Source organism: Streptococcus sp. Marseille-Q6379, from assembly GCF_965119505.1.
Genome location: NZ_CBCPLV010000001.1, coordinates 1,081,859 through 1,102,387 on the forward strand (window position 1 = coordinate 1,081,859; position 20,529 = coordinate 1,102,387).

Below are 20,529 nucleotides of genomic sequence, written 5' to 3' on the forward strand. Positions count from 1 at the left end.
CATTATACAAAGGCTCGCTTTTCGTAGATAGTTGGTAATCATATTTGATAAATTCTTTTATTTCTCGACGTAGAAAATAGTCTGTTAGAAAAATTTCCCTAAAAGACTTATAAGCAGGTCTGTTAGATTCCTAAAAACTTGCTTAATTTGAGACATTAGGCTATTAACAGACTGGTCTGTATGATTAACTGTATTCTCACCACCATACTTGATAGTATCTTCAGAGGGGGATTCAGGTAAGGGATTTTCCGCCTTCTCTACTACCTCTGTTCCCTCTGGTGTCTCCGTTTTCTCAGTTTCTTCCTTAAAAACAGCCTGATAAATAGCTTGGGCATCTGGAGCACTGCCAAGATAGCCAGAAACCAATTGACCATTTTTGAGACGAATTACACTTGGAGTCCCTGGAATACCTAGCTTATCAAATAGTATTTTACGAGACTCACGGTCCAGCTGATCCGAATCTGTATTGTAATAAAGAAGCTGACCATCAATCAGGGTATTGAAATCCTTCAAAACTGGAGAATTTTGACGACAATAATAGCAGGTTGGCCGGCCAACATAAAGGATATGGTCCCCACCATCTTCAGTCAACATATTTGTGACATCACTATAAGAGACCTGCTTCAGGTTTTCAAGATTCTTTTCATAAGTTTCAACCGAAACCTCTTCGGACCTCACTTCTGTCTCAGCCACTCCTGTCTGTGATGATGGAAGAAGAGGATTTTCCTTTGTCTCACTATTAGATTCAGCCTTCTCAACCACTTGTTCGGAAGCTGTTTCGGAAGAATCTTGCACACTCCCTACTTCACCATTTTCAACAAAATCACTGGCTAGCTCTGTAGCGACCTCCCTAACATCTAGCTCATCTGCTGCACCACTAAGCACTGCTAACTGACAAGTACCTAAAACAAAACTCGCCATCAAAATAAATTGTATTTTCTTCATGTGTTCTCCTTATTTGTTTACTGTGTGACATCTTACTTTTTACCCATTAACAAAAGCAAGGGTACCATGACACTAATTACCATGTTTCTCTCCTTTTTCTATTTAATTAGCGCTTTAACAACTAAGTTCAAGCTATGACTTCATTATAAGAGCTTAACAAGATAAAAAATAGTGACATAGATGTCACCATTCCATAGGATTAAAGACAAAAGAAAAGGCTAAGTATATAAACTCAACCTGAGACTATAGTAATTAGCAGAGAAAATCATTTCTCCTTGTCCTTACCCGCTACCCTAAGCGCAAACAAAGAAAAAGCTAGCGAAAGTGTTGACCAGACGAGACAATGGTCAATAAAAGCAACGCCTTCGGTGAAACTTAGCGTAGCATTTATCATCACAATAAATAGCCAGACGATCACGATAACAATGCTTAAACTTCTGATAAGATTATTCTTCTGTTTATCCATATTTCTCTTTCCCATATTTGGTACTCATGGTAACTTCTAATCGCCATAAGGAGGTCTTCTTTTCAACCACCATTTGTTCCAACCCAATCGTTCAGGTAAGGTTTGAGGTTTAGATACAAAACCACCCCCTGTAACATTTTCTAAGGTTTCAGCATTGAGCTCTTCACCATATGCCTTAGTTCGCATTCTTATTTCTCCTTTCTTTTCAAAAATAAATACAGCAATAACCACTTGGACTATACAAAGATTTAGTCGTCTTGAAGACCTAGTGGATTTGGGTATAAGGTCATTATAAGTTCTCCCTTTTCAAAAAAATAGTGACATAAATGTCACTACCACTGAACACAAAAAGACAGGTCTTTATAAGACCTGTTCTAAAACTTGTTTACTTCTACGGTGTTTCAGAATAAGATAAAAAATAACTTCAAAAAGAAGAAAACTAAAATAAATTCCTAAAACATAAAGCAAAGTTTCCCATTTATCTGTTGCTGATTGAAAATGGCCGTGATGATCCACTGTACGAATGCTAATTAAAAGACAAATATCTAGAAATAAGGCTAGAAGAATACCATTAAATCCTATAAAAAAACGCTTTTTAACCATAGTCTGACTCCTGTATCATTTTTCTTAACCATAGAATAGCAAGCTCAACTTAAACCAGCCTAAAGCAAAAAAAGACTCAGAGAGCCCTTTTTCCTTTATGTCAATTTTTCTTTCAAATATTGTCCTGTGTAGCTTTTTGAAACAGCTGCTACTTCCTCTGGAGTCCCTGTAGCTACGATGGTACCTCCACCGACACCGCCTTCAGGACCCAAATCAATGATGTGGTCTGCGGTCTTGATAACATCTAGATTGTGCTCAATCACGAGAACAGTGTTGCCATCGTCCGCAAAACGCTGAAGCACCTTCAAGAGACGAGCAATGTCATCTGTATGGAGACCCGTCGTCGGTTCATCCAGAATGTAGAAGGACTTCCCAGTAGAGCGTTTGTGCAACTCACTAGCCAGTTTCATACGTTGAGCCTCACCACCTGATAAGATTGTTGCTGGTTGTCCCAAAGTCACATACCCGAGCCCCACGTCCTTGATTGTCTGCACCTTACGAGCAATCTTAGGGATAGCCGCAAAGAAGTCAACTGCGTCATCAACTGTCATATCCAGAATTTCAGCAATATTTTTCCCCTTATAACGAACTTCTAAGGTCTCAGAATTATAGCGTGTGCCATGGCAAACCTCACAAGGGACATAGACGTCAGGCAAGAAATGCATCTCAATCTTGATAATACCATCACCAGAGCAGGCTTCACAACGGCCGCCCTTGACATTGAAAGAGAAACGTCCCTTCTTGTAACCGCGAATCTTGGCCTCATTGGTTTGGGCAAACAGATCACGAATATCGTCAAAGACGCCCGTATAAGTCGCTGGATTAGAACGAGGTGTACGCCCAATTGGACTTTGGTCAATATCAATCAAACGCTCGATATACTCGATTCCTGTCACTGATTTGTGTTTACCAGGTTTCTCACTATTTCGATTAAGCTCTTGGGCAATCTTTTTCTTGAGAATTCCGTTAACCAAAGTCGATTTTCCCGAACCAGAAACACCAGTGACTGCAATCAACTTTCCAAGTGGAAACTTGACAGATACATTCTTAAGGTTATTTTCACTAGCACCTTTAACCTCGATAAAACGACCATTACCTACACGACGTTCCTGAGGAACAGGAATTGATTTTGCACCTGACAGATATTGCCCGGTGATTGAATTCTTGTTCTTAGCAACTTCCTCTGGGGTTCCTGAGGCCATGATTTGACCACCAAAAGCACCAGCACCAGGTCCCACATCAATAAGCCAGTCAGCCTCACGCATAGTATCTTCATCATGCTCCACCACAATCAGGGTATTGCCCAAGTCACGCATCTTTTTAAGACTTGATATCAAGCGATCATTGTCACGCTGATGAAGCCCAATAGAAGGCTCATCCAAAACATATAGGACTCCAGAAAGGTTAGAGCCAATCTGTGTCGCCAAACGGATACGCTGACTCTCACCCCCAGAAAGGGTTCCGGCCATACGAGAGAGGGTCAAATAATTAAGACCTACATTATTAAGGAAAGTCAAGCGATCCTTGATTTCCTTGATAATTGGACGGGCAATCATTCCTTCATTTTCACCTAATTCCAGGCTATCAATTTCCTGAAGATGATCTGAAATAGACAAATCAGAGATTTGACCAATATTTAGGCCATTCTCACCACCAACACGAACCGAGAGAGCTGCTTCGTTAAGACGATAGCCATGACAAGTTGGACATGACAACTCATTCATATAACCTCGCATGACATTACGAGTGAAATCACTATTGGTCTCGTGGTAGCGACGATTAATATTAGTCACAACCCCTTCAAAAGGAATGTCAATATCACGCACCCCACCAAAATCATTAACATAATGGAAGTGAAATTCGCGGTCCCCAGATCCATAGAGGATCAAATCCTGTTCTTCTTTTTTCAGATTTTCAAATGGTGTATCCATATCCACGCCGAACTGCTCCATGGCCTGCTCAAGCATAGCTGGATAATAGTTGGATGATATAGGATTCCAAGGCGCCAGAGCGCCTTCACGCAAGGTTTTACTAGCATCAGGGATAACCAAATCCATATCAACTTCCAGTTTATTACCCAAACCGTCACAGGTCGGACAAGAGCCAAACGGTGCATTGAATGAAAAGAGACGCGGCTCCAACTCTGGTACTGTGAAGCCACAAACTGGACAAGAATAATGCTCTGAGTAAAGCAACTCATTATCATCCATAGTATCCACAATCAAGTAGCCATCTGCTAAACGAAGGGCCGCCTCCACCGAATCAAAGAGACGACTACGGATACCCTCCTTATTCACCAAGCGGTCCACAACCACTTCGATATTATGCATCTTAGACTTGGACAACTCTGGCACTTCTGTGACATCGTAAATCTCACCATCTACACGAACACGAACATAACCGTCTTTCTGTACACGCTCAAAAACGGCCTTGTGTTGCCCTTTCCTACGACGAACAATCGGTGCTAAAATCTGCATACGCGTACGCTCAGGAAGAGCTAGGACCTCGTCCACAATCTGTTCCACAGAGGACGACTGAATGGCTCCATGACCATTGGGACAATAGGGGACACCCACACGTGCATAAAGGAGACGGAGATAGTCATTAATCTCCGTTGCCGTTCCGACCGTCGAACGAGGGTTTTTACTTGTTGTTTTCTGGTCAATGGAGATGGCAGGACTCAAACCATCAATCGAGTCCACATCAGGTTTCTCCATATTTCCCAAAAATTGGCGGGCATAGGCTGAGAGACTTTCAACATAGCGTCGCTGACCCTCTGCATAAATGGTATCAAAAGCCAAGGATGACTTCCCAGAACCTGACAAACCCGTAACCACTACCAGTTTATCACGTGGAATCTCCACATCGATATTTTTTAAATTGTGAGCTCTTGCTCCATGAATCACTAACTTATCTTGCATATTTTAAGAGGCCCTAACCTAGAAGCTACGGCCACTCCTTTCTACAGACGGAGGGAAAATCCATCCCGACTTTCTCTCATATTATAACAAAATTTCAATTTATCCAGCCCAAAAATGTTTCAAATGTAGTATAATATTGGAGTGTCTAAAAAAGGCAAGGAACATCGTCCCAAGCCTCATTTGACATCACTAAAAAAAGCTAAGAGCAGTGTTTATTTTACTTAAAAGCGATTGTAAAAATCCTTTTGTAATCAAGGCGCTAGCGCTTACCTAATGACAAAGGAGGGGTTCCCATTGAAACAAATGTTCTTATCCACCGGAAAAGAATTCAAAGAAATTGAAACATTCGAGCCTGGTGCTTGGATTCATTTGGTGAACCCTTCCCAAGAAGAAGCCATGAAGGTCGCAGAACGTTTTAACATTGATATTCAAGACCTCCGTGCCCCTCTGGACGTGGAAGAAACATCACGTATCGATGTCGAAGATGACTACACCCTGATTCTGGTCGACGTCCCAACCCAAGAAGAGCGTAATAACAAAAGCTACTACGTCACTATTCCATTGGGTATCATCGTTACCGATGAGGTGGTTGTTACAACCTGTCTCGAGGACATCAGCCTCATGGACAACTTCCTCAACCACCGTGTACGTAACTTCTACACCTTTATGAAGACCCGTTTTGTCTTTCAGATTCTCTATCGCAATGCTCAACTCTTCCTAACCGCCCTACGTTCTATCGACCGTCAGAGCGATAAATTGGAAGCTCAGTTGGAAAATGCGACTAAAAATGAGCACTTGATTGACATGATGGAATTGGAAAAATCCATTGTCTATCTAAAAGCCTCACTTAAGATGAATGAGCGAATTGTCAAAAAGCTAACAGGTAACGCCTCTAGCTTGAAGAAATATATCGAGGACGAGGATCTCTTGGAAGATACACTGGTCGAAACCCAACAGGCCATTGAGATGGCAGGCATCTATGAAAATGTCTTGAATGCCATGGCTGAAACCGCTGCTTCTATCATCGGCAATAACCAGAACACTATCATGAAGACACTCGCTCTCATGACTATGGCTCTGGACATCCCAACCGTTATCTTCTCCGCCTACGGCATGAACTTTAAAAATAATTCTATGCCTCTAAACGATTTAGATAATGCTTTTTGGGTTATCTTTTTCATCGCAGCCTTCGGGTCATCCTGCGTTGTTATCTACTTTATCAGGAAAAAATGGTTCTAACATAGAGCCTCTTCTTTTCCCTAAACTACAAAACTAAAAAATAATACTATTTATCGAAAGGTCATCTCATGGACATCCAAAAACTCACCAAGAAAAACCAAGAATTTATCCACATCGCAACCAACCAACTCATCAAAGATGGTAAGTCAGACCAAGAAATCAAAGATATCCTTGGCGATATTATTCCTGAACTTATCGAAAACCAGAAAAAAGGAATCACAGGACGTGGACTCCTTGGTGCTCCAACTGTTTGGGCAGCTAGTTTCTCTCCTGAAAAACACCAAAAACCTGAAACTGGTAAGCCTAGCAAAGAAGTGCCTGAAACAGATAAAACACCTTGGAAGATGTGGCTTGATACCTCACTCTTCCTTCTAGCCATCGTTGCTATCATGAACGCAATCTTTGGTTTCTCAGGTACACAAACCAGCTACGGCCTCACAACCCTGCTTTCAGTGTCATTCATTGGCGGTCTTGCTATGTATACCCCTTACCACTACATCTACCGTCACAATAACAAACCAAAGGAAGAACGTCCAAAATGGTGGTTCAGCATGACCATCATCACTCTCTCTTTTATTGCATGGTTTGCCCTCTTTAGTCTTACAGCCCTTCTTCCAAGCTACCTCAACCCTGGTCTTTCACCAATTGTGATCCTTATCATTGGTGTCATCGCTGGTGTTGCCAAATACTTCTTCAAACGTCACTACAACGTTCAAAGTACTTACGCACCTGCATCTTAATCAATCTCAACCTCAAGCACCCTTATGGGTGCTTTTTTACGTCAGAAATCTTGACACAGTTGGCTATTCTATACTAAAATGTTAAAGTTAATAGACAAAAGAAAGAATTCCAATAGATGCGTATCAAATTCCCTCTACTAATCATTGCTTGCTGCCTATTACTTATGGCATGCAGCCACAAGAATACTCAGAAAAACTATCAAGCTTACTATAGTTTCAACAACGTGACGACTCCCACTCAGGAAAAACAGCTAGCCAAAGCCTTAAAAAGCAAAGGCATACCGACCAAAGACTGGGACAATCTAGCCCCTTATATTACTCGTTACAATCAGGAAAATACAAACCTTCAGCCAGTTGTCAAAAAATGGACCAAAAGTAAAATCGGCAAGGACCAAAACCAATTCGTCACCTTCCTTAATGAAAAAACTTTTGAAGATAACAAATCACACTTTACTGATGACTTAAACTGCCGACGAACATCATTCCTGCTCCTTCATAACCTTATTACAAGCTCAGAGGACCTTATCAAATTAGACCTCCCCCTTCAAAACGAATTTATAGATCTTAAGTCACACCACAAAGAGTTAACTGCCAAGGATCAAGCTCTCTACAGTCTCCTTTTTGGTGATAATATCAGCTATCAGACTACAGACGATCTCCTTAAAGCTTGGAAAAAAGCTGGACTCAAGTTTCCAGAGAAGGTTAAACTCCTATCGGTCTTTCAAAATAGCCCTGGTGATGTCAGCAATTTCCACACGGCTATAGCTTATGAAAAAGACGGCAGTATCTATGTCTTTGAAAAACAGGACCCTACACTTCCTTACAGGTGGAGTCGCTTCAACAATTGGGCAGACATCAAAACACACTGGTTATCCAACCGCTTCAAGGTCTTCAAAGACAATATCGATATCCTCGTTAACGACCAAAAATTTGATGATTTCTTAGAAAACACACTCTATATACCACAAAACAACCAGCTAGCTCCTCAAGATAAATGAGAAGACCAGTTGGTTTTTCTTTTTCTCTAAAGTATAAAATAAAACTCAGCACACAAGCCTAAAAATAACAAAAAACTACAAAATCAAGGCAGAAAAAAATACCCTCAGTCGAGGGCATTATTTTTAGTCTTCGTTTACGTAAGGCATAAGTGCCATAACGCGAGCGCGTTTAATCGCTGTTGTTACTTTACGTTGGTTTTTAGCTGAAGTTCCTGTTACACGACGTGGAAGAATTTTACCACGTTCTGAAACGAAACGGCTAAGAAGCTCAGTATCTTTGTAATCAACATATTCGATTTTGTTAGCTGCGATGTAATCAACTTTTTTACGGCGTTTGAATCCGCCACGACGTTGTTGAGCCATGTTTATTTCTCCTTTATATATTTAATTCGTTTTGTCCATTCTTAGAATGGGAGATCGTCATCTGAAATATCCATTGGATTTGAATTACCAAATGGACTCTCATCACGACCGAAGTTTGGTGTAGATTGTGCAGGTTGTGATCCACCAAATGAACCACCAGTTGAAGCTCCACCACCGAATGAATTTGAATTATCAAATCCTCCAGCGTTGTAAGAACCACCACTGTGACCTTCACGTGCCGCACGGCTTTCCAACATTTGGAAATTATCAGCGACAACTTCAGTTACGTAAACACGTTGACCTTGTTGATTTTCATAGTTACGAGTCTGAATACGACCTGTAATTCCAATCAATGCGCCTTTCTTAGCCCAGTTAGCCAAATTTTCAGCTTGCTGGCGCCAGATAACACAGTTAATAAAGTCTGTTTCACGTTCACCATTAGCACCCTTGAAGTTACGGTTAACCGCAAGGCTGAATGTTGCAACAGCAACGTTGCTTGGTGTATAACGAAGTTCCGCATCACGGGTCATGCGACCAACGAGTACGACATTATTAATCATAATTTACCTTCTTACGCGTCAAGTTTAACGATCATGTGACGAAGAATGTCACCGTTGATTTTTGAAAGACGGTCGAACTCGTTAAGAGCTGCATCGTCGTTTGCTTCAACGTTAACAACGTGGTAAAGTCCTTCACGGAAATCTTGGATTTCGTATGCAAGACGACGTTTTTCCCAATCTTTTGATTCAACAACAGTTGCACCGTTGTCAGTCAAGATAGAATCGAAACGTGCTACCAAAGCGTTTTTAGCTTCTTCTTCAATGTTTGGACGAATGATATAAAGAATTTCGTATTTAGCCATTGATATTTTCCTCCTCTTTTGGTCTAATGACTCATGGTCTTTCGCCACGAGTAAGTGAGGTGCACTCACAAGATATAATTCTACCAAAGTTTGAAGGATAATGCAAGGGAAAAGTGAATAGATAGAAATTTGAATCGCTAAGAAAAAAATTAAGCCTTATGAGTCGTCTTTTCTCCGGCCAAACTTCATGCTAAAATAAGAGAATGCTTTATCATAAAAAGAAATTAGGAGAAAAACTAGGGCTTCCAACCTTTAACCACTACTATAATATTCCTATTACTTCCCTAGAATATGATTTAAAAAACTTAGGTCCGAGTGACGTCTACATTATCACTTTCAAACAGGACAATAACCTCTTTGTTGTTGACATAACACATCAGCTTGGTCATACCAGTCATTTTGATACCGTCTCCCTCTTTGAACTAGACAAGCTCTTATCTGGTATCGCTGCTGTTCCTTTAGCCGCTGTCCAAAGCATACAAATCTTGTCCTTTCCAGACAAGTTACACTCTCTGAACCCTAGTCAACGTCTAAAAAATCTCGTTGCTCTTTACTACAAGGATGCAGAAATCATGCGTTACCTCAAGACGACTAAAAATACCGGTGATCAGGTGACAAGATATCAATTAGAGGCTGAACGACTAGAAAGACAAGGTGAGAGTTTTGACTTCTTCAAGTACGTCAGTCGTGGCAAAATACGAGAAGAAGACGGTCTAGCGGAAGTGTCTAGCAAGGACTACGACTTCATTCCTGATTTTCACCCCTTCTTAACCTCACCAAGAAGCCAGCAGGTTTTAGGCGTACCAGTAACCTACTTTGATGACAAAACGAAACAGACCGCCAAAATAGACATCATGGGGTGGTATATCAAGGACCAGCAACTTAAGATTCGTTGGAAACCCAAGTACATGCGCAAACGTCGATGGCGCTCATCACGTATCTCAGTTGATATCGTGACCGACAACTACTTCTTCCAAGGACAAATCTATAGAGACAGTAGTGCCCCCATATTTCTGAACAACCTAAACTTCGATAGTAAAATTCCTAAGAGTTTCCTACCGCATCTTAAAAATCAATACCAAATCTTTACGACTCTAGTAAAAGAACAAAAAAGGCTTGCTCTCCTACGGAAGGTTCGGTTGAACAAAAAGGACTAAGAGTCTCTCACTAAAATCCACTAATATTCAACATATCAAAAAGCTCATTCTTACACGCTAGAATGAGCTTTTAAGATTCTTCAATTGTCATTAGAACATCCTTTTGGAATTTTGTAAAAAATATTTTCATAAGGAGGAGTCATTGTGTGTCACCATTTTTATACCTAGCAATCATAGATTACCTCCATCAACTTACAAACAACTTTCAAGCATTGTAAAATTTCTATTACATCGGTATCACTCCCTAAGCTATTTTATGCAATAACTTGAAGTGTCTCCATTTTTATAACGTCCTAAATTCATCATCATAGTAATCACCTCTGATTCATATGATTTGAGACCTATCTCCCCATTGACCACTCAATGAGGTTTACTTGTCGCCGTTCTTATAACGACTTACATCAAACATCAACATAAGCGTCACCTCGGTACTTTGTTACAAGATTTAAGCATTTAACTTTTGTCGATAGATTACTCATTTGGCATGGGTATCACTCCTTAAGCTATTTTACGCAACAGCTTAAGTGTCTCCATTTTTATACCTACTAACATTTCTCATGAGCTTTACCTCACTTTTTGACGTTAATCTTGAGTTTAGCTTTCGATTTCTGGTGGTATCACTCCCTTGTAGCTATTTTATGCAACATTATTAATCGCCGTTTTTATACCTACTCATATTTTTCATGAACTCACCTCGTTCATCTTAAGAATATAGGATTTACGTTTCGTATGGCATGGGTATCACTCCTTAGGCTATTTTACGCAACAACCTATGTGTCTCCATTTTTATACCTACTAACATTTCTCATGAGCTTTACCTCACTTTTCTTAAGTTAACAGATTTGAGTTTGGCTTTCGACTTCTGGTGGTATCACTCCCTTGTAGCTATTTTATGCGACTGAATTAATCTCCGTTCTTGTAACGCCCTACTGTCATGCGGTCACGCTCCTCAGAGATGATTGGTAAAGTTATTTGTTTTGCCTACTGTTTTGTTTAGAGATCTTAGTCTCCATTTTTGTACCTTGAAATATTTACTCTCACCATGGCTCTTACCTCCTTGATGAATCCTTATCTTCTTTACACTTTTAGTATAATGTAAACGCTTACTTTTGTCAATCCTTTTGTCGGAAAAACGCATAATTTTTTGAAAAAAGATTTCTTTGCTACAATAGAGACATGTTAGATTTAAAAGAATACGGCATTGTCATGTGGGATGCTGAGAAAATCGCGTCTTTTCGTCGCACCCTCCTGGACTGGTACGATCGAGAGAAACGAGACCTCCCCTGGCGTAGGACTAGAAACCCATACTATATCTGGGTCAGTGAAATCATGCTACAACAAACCCAGGTTCAGACTGTCATTCCCTATTACGAGCGCTTTTTAGACTGGTTCCCAATAGTTAAGGATTTGGCTGAAGCTCCAGAAGAGAAGCTTCTCAAAGCTTGGGAGGGACTAGGTTACTATTCACGTGTCCGAAACATGCAAAAGGCTGCGCAACAAATCATGGATGACTTTGATGGTCAGTTTCCAGATACATATGAAAACATTGCCAAACTCAAGGGCATCGGACCCTATACTGCTGGTGCTATTTCTAGCATTGCTTTTGGGCTCCCAGAACCTGCTGTTGATGGTAATGTTATGCGGGTTATGGCTCGTCTCTTTGAGGTTAACTACGATATCGGAGACGCCAAAAATCGTAAGATTTTCCAAGCGATTATGGACATTTTGATTGACCCTGACCGTCCAGGTGACTTTAACCAGGCGCTTATGGACCTTGGGACTGATATCGAATCAGCTAAAAATCCAAGACCCGACGAAAGCCCTATTCGCTTTTTCTGTGCAGCCTATCTCAATGGAACCTATGACAAATACCCCATCAAATTGCCAAAGAAAAAGCCTAAACCTATGCAAATTCAGGCTTTTATTATCAGAAATGCAAAGGGTGAATTTCTGCTCGAAAAAAATATCGAAGGGCGTCTGCTAGGTGGTTTCTGGTCCTTCCCTATTGTGGAAACAGACTTTATTGGCCAACAACTCAGCCTTTTTGAAAAGGATGATTGTATTCTCGAGACAGTCTCTCAAAAAGCTATTTTTGAGGAAAATTATGCCCTCAAACCAGAGTGGACAAACAATAGCTTTACACCCGTAAAGCATACCTTCAGCCATCAAAAATGGACCATCGAAATGGTGGAAGGCAACGTTAAGAACGATAAACCTACTTCCGATAAGGAGCTACGCTGGGTGGCTAGTCAAGACTTCGAACAGTTCCCAATGGCCACACCACAGAAGAAGATGATTAAAACTTATGAAGACAGTAAAAAAGGATAGCATTGAGTGCTACCCTTTTTCTTATGCATCAAGTTTATCGTGCTTACGGCCTCGCAAAGCAAGGTATACTTTTGAAAGAACTACTCCCAAAAAGATATAAAACAATTCCAAATAAGTCACATTTTTTGACATCAAAAATTCAATCATAATACGACACTCCTTTTTATTAAGAACTCCTGTCGCTGTTTTCAGCTATGCTTCTATTATAGGTAAAATGACCAATAAAAAATAGTGACATAAATGTCACTACGGGGAACAAAGAAGCCGAAACGTGCAAGTTTCAGCTTGAGAATTATTAATCTACTTTGTAGAAGAAGTAACTGTCGTCAGTGGTGCCATAAAGTGACTGCCCACCCCAGATACGATCCTTACTTTTATCTGACTGATCGTCTACTTTCTCATTAGGTGATGACATTACAGAACCAGTCAAAGGTACTCCTTTGGGTAAAAACGCCAATGTTCCACCTCCAGGACCAACTTCTTTTGGTACAAGTCCTGCTTTAAAAAAGCCATCAGTAATTTTACCATATTCAATTGCTACCTTTGCCGTATACAATTCTATAAATTGGAATTAATTTACTTCATTGTCTCTTTCTTTTTTCTACATTTGTACACAATAAAATGGACTATACAAAATATAACGAACATAGACGTGAAATTTATCCAGACGTCCATATACGCGGACTGAGCTAAATTTTCTCTAAAGCTCGTAGACCATACATAAAAAAATGCAAGTAAAACTGTCGGTATGTACGAAACTGCATATCTTAGAACCATAGGCTTTATAATCAGCTCTGTAACAAGAGCATATGCCACTACACCTATTAAAACTATGATTGCTCTGTCTATTTCGTGCCAGTTTCCGCTCGGATCCTCATATATTCCGTTATATAAATACAAAATGCTGTTTAGCACCGTTACAAATGTATATAAAACCGTATATGCGAAAATCAAATTCTTATATTTATCCTTTTTCATTGCACTACTACTCCAGAAATTCAAATTTGTTTATCTAATTATAAAATAAAGGTTAACGATTAATCAATTTAATTATATAACTAAAATTAGAAATGTTTATTCCAAATTTATTTGAGAGCTGTTCTAAGTTATTCCTTCCTTTCTAAGTTCATAGATTAGAACTTGTGACTTGCTCTTCGGATGAAAGCCTCTGCTACCGGCCAAGGCTTAAAAAACCACCGATTCAGCACCACCTTTGCTAGCTAACCCGACTAGCAAGTCTCATTAGTATATTAGCTACTGGTCGGGAACCCCTATCTAATATAACACTTTAGGGGAACTTTTTTGATACATCGTTAAAAACTTTTCGGAACCACTAGCATAGCTGGTGGTTTTCAATAGGCAAAAAAGCCGAACCTCAGTCCAGCTTTCATCTGTCTATTTCTACTTGTTCATAAAGTAGGTGATAATCACCAATACTGCTACAATACCTAGGATAACAGCCAGAAATCCTAGCATGTAACGCAAGAGAAAATAGGTAAATGGAAAATTTTCTTTCATGTTTTACTTTGCCTCATACCATGTACGGCCGTCATTCTCATCTGCAATGAGTGGGACAGCGAGTTCGACTGCAGCTTCCATGGTTTCTTTAACCAAGGCTTTCATCGCTACAAGTTCATCGTTTGGCACCTCAAGGACGAGTTCATCGTGCACTTGGAGGAGCATCTTAGTTTTATAGCCACCTTCTACCAAAGCCTTGTCTAAGTTAATCATAGCAATCTTGAGGATATCAGCAGCACTTCCTTGGATAGGCGAGTTGATGGCTGTACGCTCTGCGAAGTTGCGAACATTAAAGTTACGAGAATTGATATCTGGCAACTCACGACGGCGATGGAAGAGGGTTTCTACATATCCTTTATCCTTGGCCTCACGGACCACATTATCCATATAGGCCTTGATCCCAGGATAACGCTCAAAGTAGGTGTTGATATACTCCTTAGCCTTTTTACGGCTAATGCCAAGGTTATTAGAAAGTCCGAAGTCAGAAATGCCATAAACGATACCAAAGTTAACAGCCTTGGCGTTACGACGGTCGTTAGGTGTGACATCCTCTGGCTTTTCAATACCAAAGACACGCATGGCTGTAGAGGTATGGATATCTGCCCCCTCTTTAAAAGCAGCAATCAAATGCTCATCTCCCGAAATGTGGGCCAACACGCGCAACTCAATCTGTGAGTAATCCGAGCTTAAAAGCACTGCGTCCTCAGTCGATGGGACAAAAGCCTTACGGATGAGACGACCTTGCTCCAAGCGAACAGGGATATTTTGCAAGTTTGGATCCACTGATGAGAGGCGACCTGTCTGTGTTAAATCTTGCACATAACGGGTATGGATTTTGCCATCCTCAAGGATATAATCCTGAAGCCCCAAGACATAGGTAGACTGAAGCTTGGTGATTTGGCGGTACTCCAAAATCTTAGCTACGATTGGAGCAATTGGTGCCAAACGTTCAAGGACATCCACAGCCGTTGAGTAACCTGTCTTGGTTTTCTTAGTGTATTCCAAAGGTAGTCCCATCTTTTCGAAGAGGATGACACCCAACTGTTTTGGCGAGTTGATATTAAACTCTTCGCCCGCCATCTCATAGATTTCTTGGGTCAATTTATCGATGACTACTTGGTTTTCCACTGCCATCTCGTTAAGGGTTTGTCCCTTAACCTTAATACCAGCGATTTCCATCTTAGCTAGCACATTTGCCAGTGGTAACTCCATATCAAAGAGAAGCTCTGATTGGCCGTGTTCAGCCAATTTTTCAAGCATGACAGGTTTAGCTACCTGAAGGACCTTGACTTTTTTAGCTAGGTGGTTGAGTAAGACCTCTTTTTCAGGAACGGCACGTTTAGCCCCCTTACCATAGACCACTTCATCTGTTTCAAGCGGCAAGTCTGTATAGAGACGGGCAATGGTTGACAATTCATTGTCCTCAACGGTTGAGAGGAGATACTTGGCCAGACGGGCATCAAAATTAGCCGTAGGCAAGTCAATACCTAGATGACTCAAAAGGACCTTACTACGCTTGAAATCATAGATATTAACAGCTTTAGAAAGAGCTGCCTGGAAGGCGTCTGATTTGAGTAGACCAGTATCTGTAGACGCATAAATCTGCTTGTCGTTACCCCATGCAAAACCGATGATAGGCTCAGTGTGATAATTCTCACCAAGGATTTCAAAATAAAAGAAATCATCAGGGCTGAAGTGATCTTCTGTCACTTGGCTTGGCTCAGTATAGGCCACATCAAAATCTTGTGGCACAGCCTCGCCACCAAGGGCATTTTTGAACTGAACAAAGCCCATCTCGTCATAAAAGGCTGCCAATTTTTCAAGGTCTGGTCCCGTAAAGGCCGTGTCATCGAGACCAATTTCAATAGGAGACTGGGTATCAATAGTCGCCAGGGTCTTAGAAAGGAAGGCTTGTTCCTTGTCATTGATGAGATTTTCCTTCATCTTAGACTTCTTCATCTCATCGATGTGGTCATAGATGCCTTCAAGGGAACCGTGTTCCAAGAGGAGCTTGAGACCTGTCTTTTCACCAATCTTAGTCACTCCTGGAATATTATCGGACTTATCACCCATAAGGGCTTTAAGGTCAATGAATTGCGTTGGGGTAATCCCCATTTTCTCCATGAGATAGTCAGGTGTGAAGGACTCAAACTCGGCTACACCTTTCTTCGAAATTTCAACGACTGTGTTATCATCAGTCAGCTGAATCAAGTCCTTGTCCCCAGAAACAACTGTGATTTGGTAGTCCTCACTGGTATTTTCAGCCATCTTAGCTAAGGTACCGATAATGTCATCTGCCTCGTACTGAGCCAAGTCATAATAGGCGATGCCACGTGCAGCCAACATCTCACGGATATAAGGGAACTGCTCACGGAATTCCTCTGGAGTCTTGGCACGACCAGCCTTATAGTCCGCAAACATCTCTGTACGGAAAGTTGTTTTACCCGCATCAAAGGCTACCAAAACATGGGTCGGTTGGATACGCTCAAGTAGGTTGTCCAACATGAGGTGGAAACCGTAGATGGCATTGGTATGAAGGCCGTTATTGTTACGAAAACGGTCAATTTGATTATAGAGTGCGAAAAAGGCACGAAAGGCAACGGATGAACCGTCAATTAATAGTAATTTTTTCTGATTAGTCATAGGTTTATTATAGCATAGATGGGAGCATTGGTTTTAATTGAAAATCTCTTATTTTAGAGAGACTCTTTTGTAAAATAGTCGTTCAAAAATAAAAAACTTCAAGGAAAATTGTTCAGAGACAAACTGTAAAAATAGCCAGTCAACATCTGATGACAAAAGCCTGCTTATAAAACTATCTCAAGCATTTCCCACCTCCACCCCCCTATAGTCAAATGTGTTATAATAGGAGCTATGAACACAAAGATTTTAGACCAATTAGAATTTAACAAGGTCAAGGACCAGTTCACAGAATACCTGCAGACTGAACAGGCTCAGGCTGAGTTACGTGACTTGGTGCCTATGACCAATCCAGACAGAATTCAAAATCAATTTACAGAAATTCAAGAAATGGCAGAGATTTTCGTAGAGCACCATGGCTTTGCCATTGGTAGCTTGCGAGATATTTCTGAGCCCTTGCGTCGCTTGGAACTGGATGCTGACCTCAACATCCAGGAGCTCATTGCCATCAAGAAGGTGCTGCAAGCTTCTGCTGACCTCGGTCGCTTTTACGCTGACCTTGAAAATGTAGAGCTCATCGCCCTTAAACGTCTTTTCGAAAAGATTGAAGCCTTTCCAAGTCTACAAGGCAGTCTTCAGAGCATCAATGACGGTGGTTTTATTGAGCATTTTGCTAGCCCAGAGTTGCAAAACATCCGTCGTCAACTTAAATCTTGTGATGATGCCATTCGCCAGACCTTGCAAGACATTCTCAAGAAATCTGGTCACATGTTGGCTGAGAGTTTGATTGCTAGTCGTAACGGTCGTTCGGTGCTTCCTGTCAAAAATACCTACCGTAACCGTATTGCTGGAGTTGTGCATGACATCTCAAGCTCTGGAAACACAGTATATATCGAGCCACGTGCCGTTATCCAGCTTAACGAAGAAATTACACAATTACGTGCAGACGAACGCCACGAGATGGCTCGTATCCTGCATGAACTGTCTGATCAACTCCGTCCACAGGCTGCTGCAATTGCCAACAACGCTTGGATTTTGGGCCACATGGATTTCATTCGAGGAAAATATCTCTATCTCCATGATAAAAAAGCGGTTATTCCAAAGATTAGTGACAACCAAACACTACAACTACTTAACGTTCGTCACCCTCTTTTGGCCAATCCTGTAGCCAACGATTTGCACTTTGATGAGGACCTCACGGCCATTGTCATCACAGGTCCCAATACTGGTGGTAAAACGGTCATGCTTAAAACGCTAGGACTAGCACAACTAATGGCTCAATCTGGTCTTCCAATTTTGGCTGATAAGGGCAGCCGTGTCGCCATTTTCCAAGAGATTTTTGCGGACATCGGAGACGAACAGTCTATCGAACAAAGTTTGTCAACTTTCTCTAGTCACATGACCCACATTGTTGAGATTCTGAATGCTGCCGACAGTAACAGCCTGGTCTTGGTCGATGAGCTTGGGGCTGGTACCGACCCTCAGGAAGGAGCTAGTCTAGCCATGGCAATCTTAGAGCACCTCCGTTTAAGTCAGATTAAGACCATGGCTACCACTCACTATCCTGAGCTTAAGGCCTATGGGATTGAGACGCAACATGTGGAAAATGCCAGCATGGAGTTTGACACAGCGACTTTAAGCCCTACCTATCGTTTTATGCAAGGGGTTCCTGGTCGTTCTAATGCCTTTGAAATTGCTCGACGCCTCGGTTTAAATGAGATTATTGTCAAGGAAGCAGAAAACCTCACGGATACTGATAGTGATGTCAACCGTATCATCGAGCAACTTGAAGCCCAAACTGTGGAAACACAAAAACGTCTGGAACACATCAAGGACGTGGAGCAAGAGAACCTTAAATTCAACCGTGCGGTCAAGAAACTCTATAACGAATTCTCCCATGAATACGACAAGGAACTCGAAAAGGCTCAAAAAGAAATTCAAGAGATGGTTGATACCGCTTTGGCTGAGAGCGATAGTATTCTCAAAAATCTCCACGATAAGAGTCAACTCAAACCTCATGAAGTTATCGACGCCAAAGGAAAACTCAAGAAACTTGCCCCACAAGTGGACCTCTCTAAGAATAAGGTCCTTCGTAAGGCTAAGAAAGAAAAGGCTGCGCGTGCCCCTCATGTCGGAGATGATATCATCGTTACCGCCTATGGGCAACGTGGTACGCTTACCAGTCAAGCCAAAAATGGTAACTGGGAAGCTCAGGTCGGTCTCATCAAGATGACCCTCAAGGCAGACGAATTCACTCTGGTTCGTGCCCAAGCTGAGGCGCAACAGCCTAAGAAAAAACAGATTAACGTAGTTAAAAAAGCCAAGAAGACATCTGGCGGTCCTCGTGCCCGTCTAGACCTTCGTGGGAAACGTTACGAAGAAGCTATGCAAGAGCTTGATGCCTTTATTGACCAAGCCCTACTTAATAACATGAGTCAGGTGGACATCATCCACGGTATTGGTACAGGTGTCATCCGTGATGCTGTTACCAAATATCTCCGCCGTCATCGCCATGTTAAAAGTTTTGAATATGCCCCACAAAGTGCTGGTGGTTCCGGATGTACCATTGCAACCTTAGGGTAAAAATAGATAAGAAAGACTGAGACCTTGTGTTCAGTCTTTTTTCATATGTTACCAAAACAAAGAACAAAAAAGCCTCCCTTAATCAAGGAAGACTTCTATTTTCTATATCACACTTGTCCACAAGTGCTGGATAATCTGACTAACTGGAAAATTCCAATTAATCAAAAGGCGCAAAACCCAGCTAGATGACAAGACCGTTTGAATGTTATTCATGGGAACAGTCGCAAGAATATTCCCAAACATAGTCAAAGGCACAAGACTCACTAAGGAGGCCAAGACACCACCTACCACTTGGTAACGTCTCTGATCAAGTCGCTCAATTCTCACAAAGTGGAAGAAAATCCCAAGAAAGCGCAAACCATAATAAGCCACACAGTAAATGGCAAAATAGGCAACACCTGCATAATAGACGCGGTCAAGTGAGAAGATGTTCTGATCTTTAAAGAAAGCTATACTAGCATCTTTGGTTGGATTGGTATAAGGTACCCAAAGATTGATAGCCTCTCCTAGCGACCGGTAAAAGTAAGCCGCTACACACATGGCAATAATGACTGAAACCACATAATAAGCTTGCATAAAGAGGCCTCGACGGTAGCCAATGTAGAAATTCCAAGCCACGATAGCTAAGACAAGGAGTCCAATCATGCGTTATCCTCATCGTCATTTGTAGCTGTCGCCTTGACCTTAAGTTGTTCAAGTTGCTTAGCTCTCAACGTTTCCAACTCTTTTTCCATATCTTCAACTTGGATTTCACGTTCCAACTGAGTCGACAAAGAATTGATAGCCATTAGGATAGCAATCGTTTCATTGTCAGCGTTTTTCATCTGCTCTTTGATAATTTTATATTTCTCGTGGGCAACACGCTCAACCTCTTCCATGAATAGGTTATCTTTATCAGTTGTTAGCGTGAGGTTCTTCTCTCCAAAATGAAATTTGTAACGGTTCTTATTTGCCATTTGCTTGTTAGCTGCCAATCAATGGTGGTCACGGATTCGCCACCGCAGCTTCTCCTTATTTTATTGCTTTTATATCGCCATTTTTTAGCAAGATTCAGACACTTACTCTGAGGCGTGTTCGACACTTAAATGCCAACCTATTTCTTCTAATTGTGGAAAAAAGAGCAGGGTTAGGCATTCTCTTTTTAATCATTATATCCTAAATTTTAA

Annotated in this window: 20 protein-coding genes; 6 read left to right on the forward strand and 14 right to left on the reverse strand. The window is 41.2% G+C overall.

Annotation, left to right across the window (positions count from 1 at the left end):
- Positions 1-84: 84 nt before the first annotated feature.
- The 5 genes from ACWPVZ_RS05370 to uvrA all read right to left on the reverse strand — a co-directional run bounded on the left by ACWPVZ_RS05370 (position 85) and on the right by uvrA (position 4,935).
- A complete protein-coding gene (locus ACWPVZ_RS05370) occupies positions 85-945 on the reverse strand; it encodes a thioredoxin family protein (RefSeq protein WP_014632606.1) in 861 nt (286 codons plus the stop codon).
- Positions 946-1,210: 265 nt separating this feature from the next.
- On the reverse strand, positions 1,211-1,411 hold the full coding sequence (locus ACWPVZ_RS05375) for a hypothetical protein (protein ID WP_004183464.1): 201 nt from the start codon (positions 1,409-1,411) through the stop codon (positions 1,211-1,213).
- A 36-nt stretch (positions 1,412-1,447) separates the two neighbouring features.
- Positions 1,448-1,597 (reverse strand): hypothetical protein, encoded by a 150-nt coding sequence (locus tag ACWPVZ_RS05380; RefSeq protein ID WP_171966959.1) that lies wholly within the window; start codon positions 1,595-1,597, stop codon positions 1,448-1,450.
- A 174-nt stretch (positions 1,598-1,771) separates the two neighbouring features.
- Positions 1,772-2,014 carry a DUF3923 family protein gene (locus tag ACWPVZ_RS05385; protein WP_082759633.1) on the reverse strand — a complete coding sequence of 81 codons (243 nt, stop codon included), beginning with the start codon at positions 2,012-2,014 and terminating at the stop codon, positions 1,772-1,774.
- A 95-nt stretch (positions 2,015-2,109) separates the two neighbouring features.
- On the reverse strand, positions 2,110-4,935 hold the full coding sequence (uvrA, locus tag ACWPVZ_RS05390) for an excinuclease ABC subunit UvrA (RefSeq protein ID WP_454381249.1): 2,826 nt from the start codon (positions 4,933-4,935) through the stop codon (positions 2,110-2,112).
- A gap of 294 nt (positions 4,936-5,229) precedes the next feature.
- Here uvrA and ACWPVZ_RS05395 point away from each other — a divergent pair, with 294 nt between their 5' ends.
- From ACWPVZ_RS05395 to ACWPVZ_RS05405, 3 genes are all read left to right on the forward strand, one after another.
- Complete coding sequence (locus ACWPVZ_RS05395; protein WP_004183470.1) at positions 5,230-6,174, forward strand: magnesium transporter CorA family protein; 945 nt, start codon at positions 5,230-5,232, stop codon at positions 6,172-6,174.
- Between the two features lie 68 nt (positions 6,175-6,242).
- Positions 6,243-6,914 carry a DUF1129 domain-containing protein gene (locus ACWPVZ_RS05400; protein ID WP_002891841.1) on the forward strand — a complete coding sequence of 224 codons (672 nt, stop codon included), beginning with the start codon at positions 6,243-6,245 and terminating at the stop codon, positions 6,912-6,914.
- A 116-nt stretch (positions 6,915-7,030) separates the two neighbouring features.
- Positions 7,031-7,912: a DUF4300 family protein gene (locus ACWPVZ_RS05405; RefSeq protein WP_002891843.1), complete on the forward strand. Its 882-nt coding sequence runs from the start codon at positions 7,031-7,033 to the stop codon at positions 7,910-7,912.
- A 123-nt stretch (positions 7,913-8,035) separates the two neighbouring features.
- Here the strand turns inward: ACWPVZ_RS05405 and rpsR are convergent, their stop codons facing one another.
- From rpsR to rpsF, 3 genes are read right to left on the reverse strand one after another with little or no spacing between them, the layout of a single operon-like run.
- Positions 8,036-8,275, reverse strand: coding sequence for a 30S ribosomal protein S18 (rpsR, locus tag ACWPVZ_RS05410; protein WP_000068665.1), 240 nt, complete (start codon positions 8,273-8,275; stop codon positions 8,036-8,038).
- Between the two features lie 41 nt (positions 8,276-8,316).
- Positions 8,317-8,835 (reverse strand): single-stranded DNA-binding protein, encoded by a 519-nt coding sequence (locus ACWPVZ_RS05415; protein WP_002891844.1) that lies wholly within the window; start codon positions 8,833-8,835, stop codon positions 8,317-8,319.
- Positions 8,836-8,846: 11 nt separating this feature from the next.
- Positions 8,847-9,137 carry a 30S ribosomal protein S6 gene (rpsF, locus tag ACWPVZ_RS05420; RefSeq protein WP_003093185.1) on the reverse strand — a complete coding sequence of 97 codons (291 nt, stop codon included), beginning with the start codon at positions 9,135-9,137 and terminating at the stop codon, positions 8,847-8,849.
- Between the two features lie 203 nt (positions 9,138-9,340).
- Here rpsF and ACWPVZ_RS05425 point away from each other — a divergent pair, with 203 nt between their 5' ends.
- Together ACWPVZ_RS05425 and mutY are read left to right on the forward strand one after the other, a co-directional pair.
- Positions 9,341-10,294: a hypothetical protein gene (locus ACWPVZ_RS05425; RefSeq protein ID WP_414341182.1), complete on the forward strand. Its 954-nt coding sequence runs from the start codon at positions 9,341-9,343 to the stop codon at positions 10,292-10,294.
- A 1,176-nt stretch (positions 10,295-11,470) separates the two neighbouring features.
- Positions 11,471-12,622, forward strand: a complete 1,152-nt coding sequence (gene mutY, locus ACWPVZ_RS05430) for an A/G-specific adenine glycosylase (protein ID WP_414341181.1) — start codon at positions 11,471-11,473, stop codon at positions 12,620-12,622.
- A gap of 21 nt (positions 12,623-12,643) precedes the next feature.
- On the opposite strand, the gene ACWPVZ_RS05435 is transcribed toward mutY, so the two are convergent.
- From ACWPVZ_RS05435 to polA, 4 genes are all read right to left on the reverse strand, one after another.
- Positions 12,644-12,769: a hypothetical protein gene (locus ACWPVZ_RS05435; protein ID WP_268926489.1), complete on the reverse strand. Its 126-nt coding sequence runs from the start codon at positions 12,767-12,769 to the stop codon at positions 12,644-12,646.
- Between the two features lie 148 nt (positions 12,770-12,917).
- Positions 12,918-13,178 (reverse strand): hypothetical protein, encoded by a 261-nt coding sequence (locus ACWPVZ_RS05440; RefSeq protein WP_347100339.1) that lies wholly within the window; start codon positions 13,176-13,178, stop codon positions 12,918-12,920.
- Positions 13,179-13,198: 20 nt separating this feature from the next.
- Positions 13,199-13,600 (reverse strand): DUF6608 family protein, encoded by a 402-nt coding sequence (locus ACWPVZ_RS05445; protein ID WP_070847552.1) that lies wholly within the window; start codon positions 13,598-13,600, stop codon positions 13,199-13,201.
- Positions 13,601-14,143: 543 nt separating this feature from the next.
- Positions 14,144-16,783 carry a DNA polymerase I gene (gene polA / locus ACWPVZ_RS05450; RefSeq protein ID WP_414341180.1) on the reverse strand — a complete coding sequence of 880 codons (2,640 nt, stop codon included), beginning with the start codon at positions 16,781-16,783 and terminating at the stop codon, positions 14,144-14,146.
- Between the two features lie 231 nt (positions 16,784-17,014).
- Between polA and ACWPVZ_RS05455 the strand changes: the two genes are divergently transcribed.
- Positions 17,015-19,363, forward strand: a complete 2,349-nt coding sequence (locus tag ACWPVZ_RS05455) for an endonuclease MutS2 (protein ID WP_414341178.1) — start codon at positions 17,015-17,017, stop codon at positions 19,361-19,363.
- A 102-nt stretch (positions 19,364-19,465) separates the two neighbouring features.
- Here ACWPVZ_RS05455 and ACWPVZ_RS05460 read toward each other — a convergent pair whose 3' ends face one another.
- Positions 19,466-20,008, reverse strand: coding sequence for a CvpA family protein (locus tag ACWPVZ_RS05460; protein ID WP_002891882.1), 543 nt, complete (start codon positions 20,006-20,008; stop codon positions 19,466-19,468).
- Positions 20,005-20,319 carry a cell division protein ZapA gene (gene zapA, locus ACWPVZ_RS05465; protein WP_414341176.1) on the reverse strand — a complete coding sequence of 105 codons (315 nt, stop codon included), beginning with the start codon at positions 20,317-20,319 and terminating at the stop codon, positions 20,005-20,007. Before zapA ends, ACWPVZ_RS05460 begins: the two co-directional genes overlap by 4 nt.
- Between the last annotated feature and the right edge of the window lie 210 nt (positions 20,320-20,529).

Excerpts from the sequence above, each read along its gene's own strand:
- rpsF (WP_003093185.1), bottom strand. The coding sequence starts at position 9,137 with ATGGCTAAATACGAAATTCTTTATATCATTCGTCCAAACATTGAAGAA.
- ACWPVZ_RS05425 (WP_414341182.1), top strand. The coding sequence starts at position 9,341 with ATGCTTTATCATAAAAAGAAATTAGGAGAAAAACTAGGGCTTCCAACC.
- rpsR (WP_000068665.1), bottom strand. The coding sequence starts at position 8,275 with ATGGCTCAACAACGTCGTGGCGGATTCAAACGCCGTAAAAAAGTTGAT.
- ACWPVZ_RS05400 (WP_002891841.1), top strand. The coding sequence starts at position 6,243 with ATGGACATCCAAAAACTCACCAAGAAAAACCAAGAATTTATCCACATC.
- ACWPVZ_RS05415 (WP_002891844.1), bottom strand. The coding sequence starts at position 8,835 with ATGATTAATAATGTCGTACTCGTTGGTCGCATGACCCGTGATGCGGAA.
- ACWPVZ_RS05405 (WP_002891843.1), top strand. The coding sequence starts at position 7,031 with ATGCGTATCAAATTCCCTCTACTAATCATTGCTTGCTGCCTATTACTT.
- polA (WP_414341180.1), bottom strand. The coding sequence starts at position 16,783 with ATGACTAATCAGAAAAAATTACTATTAATTGACGGTTCATCCGTTGCC.
- ACWPVZ_RS05380 (WP_171966959.1), bottom strand. The coding sequence starts at position 1,597 with ATGCGAACTAAGGCATATGGTGAAGAGCTCAATGCTGAAACCTTAGAA.
- ACWPVZ_RS05435 (WP_268926489.1), bottom strand. The coding sequence starts at position 12,769 with ATGATTGAATTTTTGATGTCAAAAAATGTGACTTATTTGGAATTGTTT.
- ACWPVZ_RS05375 (WP_004183464.1), bottom strand. The coding sequence starts at position 1,411 with ATGGATAAACAGAAGAATAATCTTATCAGAAGTTTAAGCATTGTTATC.
- ACWPVZ_RS05385 (WP_082759633.1), bottom strand. The coding sequence starts at position 2,014 with ATGGTTAAAAAGCGTTTTTTTATAGGATTTAATGGTATTCTTCTAGCC.
- ACWPVZ_RS05455 (WP_414341178.1), top strand. The coding sequence starts at position 17,015 with ATGAACACAAAGATTTTAGACCAATTAGAATTTAACAAGGTCAAGGAC.
- uvrA (WP_454381249.1), bottom strand. The coding sequence starts at position 4,935 with ATGCAAGATAAGTTAGTGATTCATGGAGCAAGAGCTCACAATTTAAAA.
- ACWPVZ_RS05445 (WP_070847552.1), bottom strand. The coding sequence starts at position 13,600 with ATGAAAAAGGATAAATATAAGAATTTGATTTTCGCATATACGGTTTTA.
- ACWPVZ_RS05370 (WP_014632606.1), bottom strand. The coding sequence starts at position 945 with ATGAAGAAAATACAATTTATTTTGATGGCGAGTTTTGTTTTAGGTACT.
- mutY (WP_414341181.1), top strand. The coding sequence starts at position 11,471 with ATGTTAGATTTAAAAGAATACGGCATTGTCATGTGGGATGCTGAGAAA.
- zapA (WP_414341176.1), bottom strand. The coding sequence starts at position 20,319 with ATGGCAAATAAGAACCGTTACAAATTTCATTTTGGAGAGAAGAACCTC.
- ACWPVZ_RS05460 (WP_002891882.1), bottom strand. The coding sequence starts at position 20,008 with ATGATTGGACTCCTTGTCTTAGCTATCGTGGCTTGGAATTTCTACATT.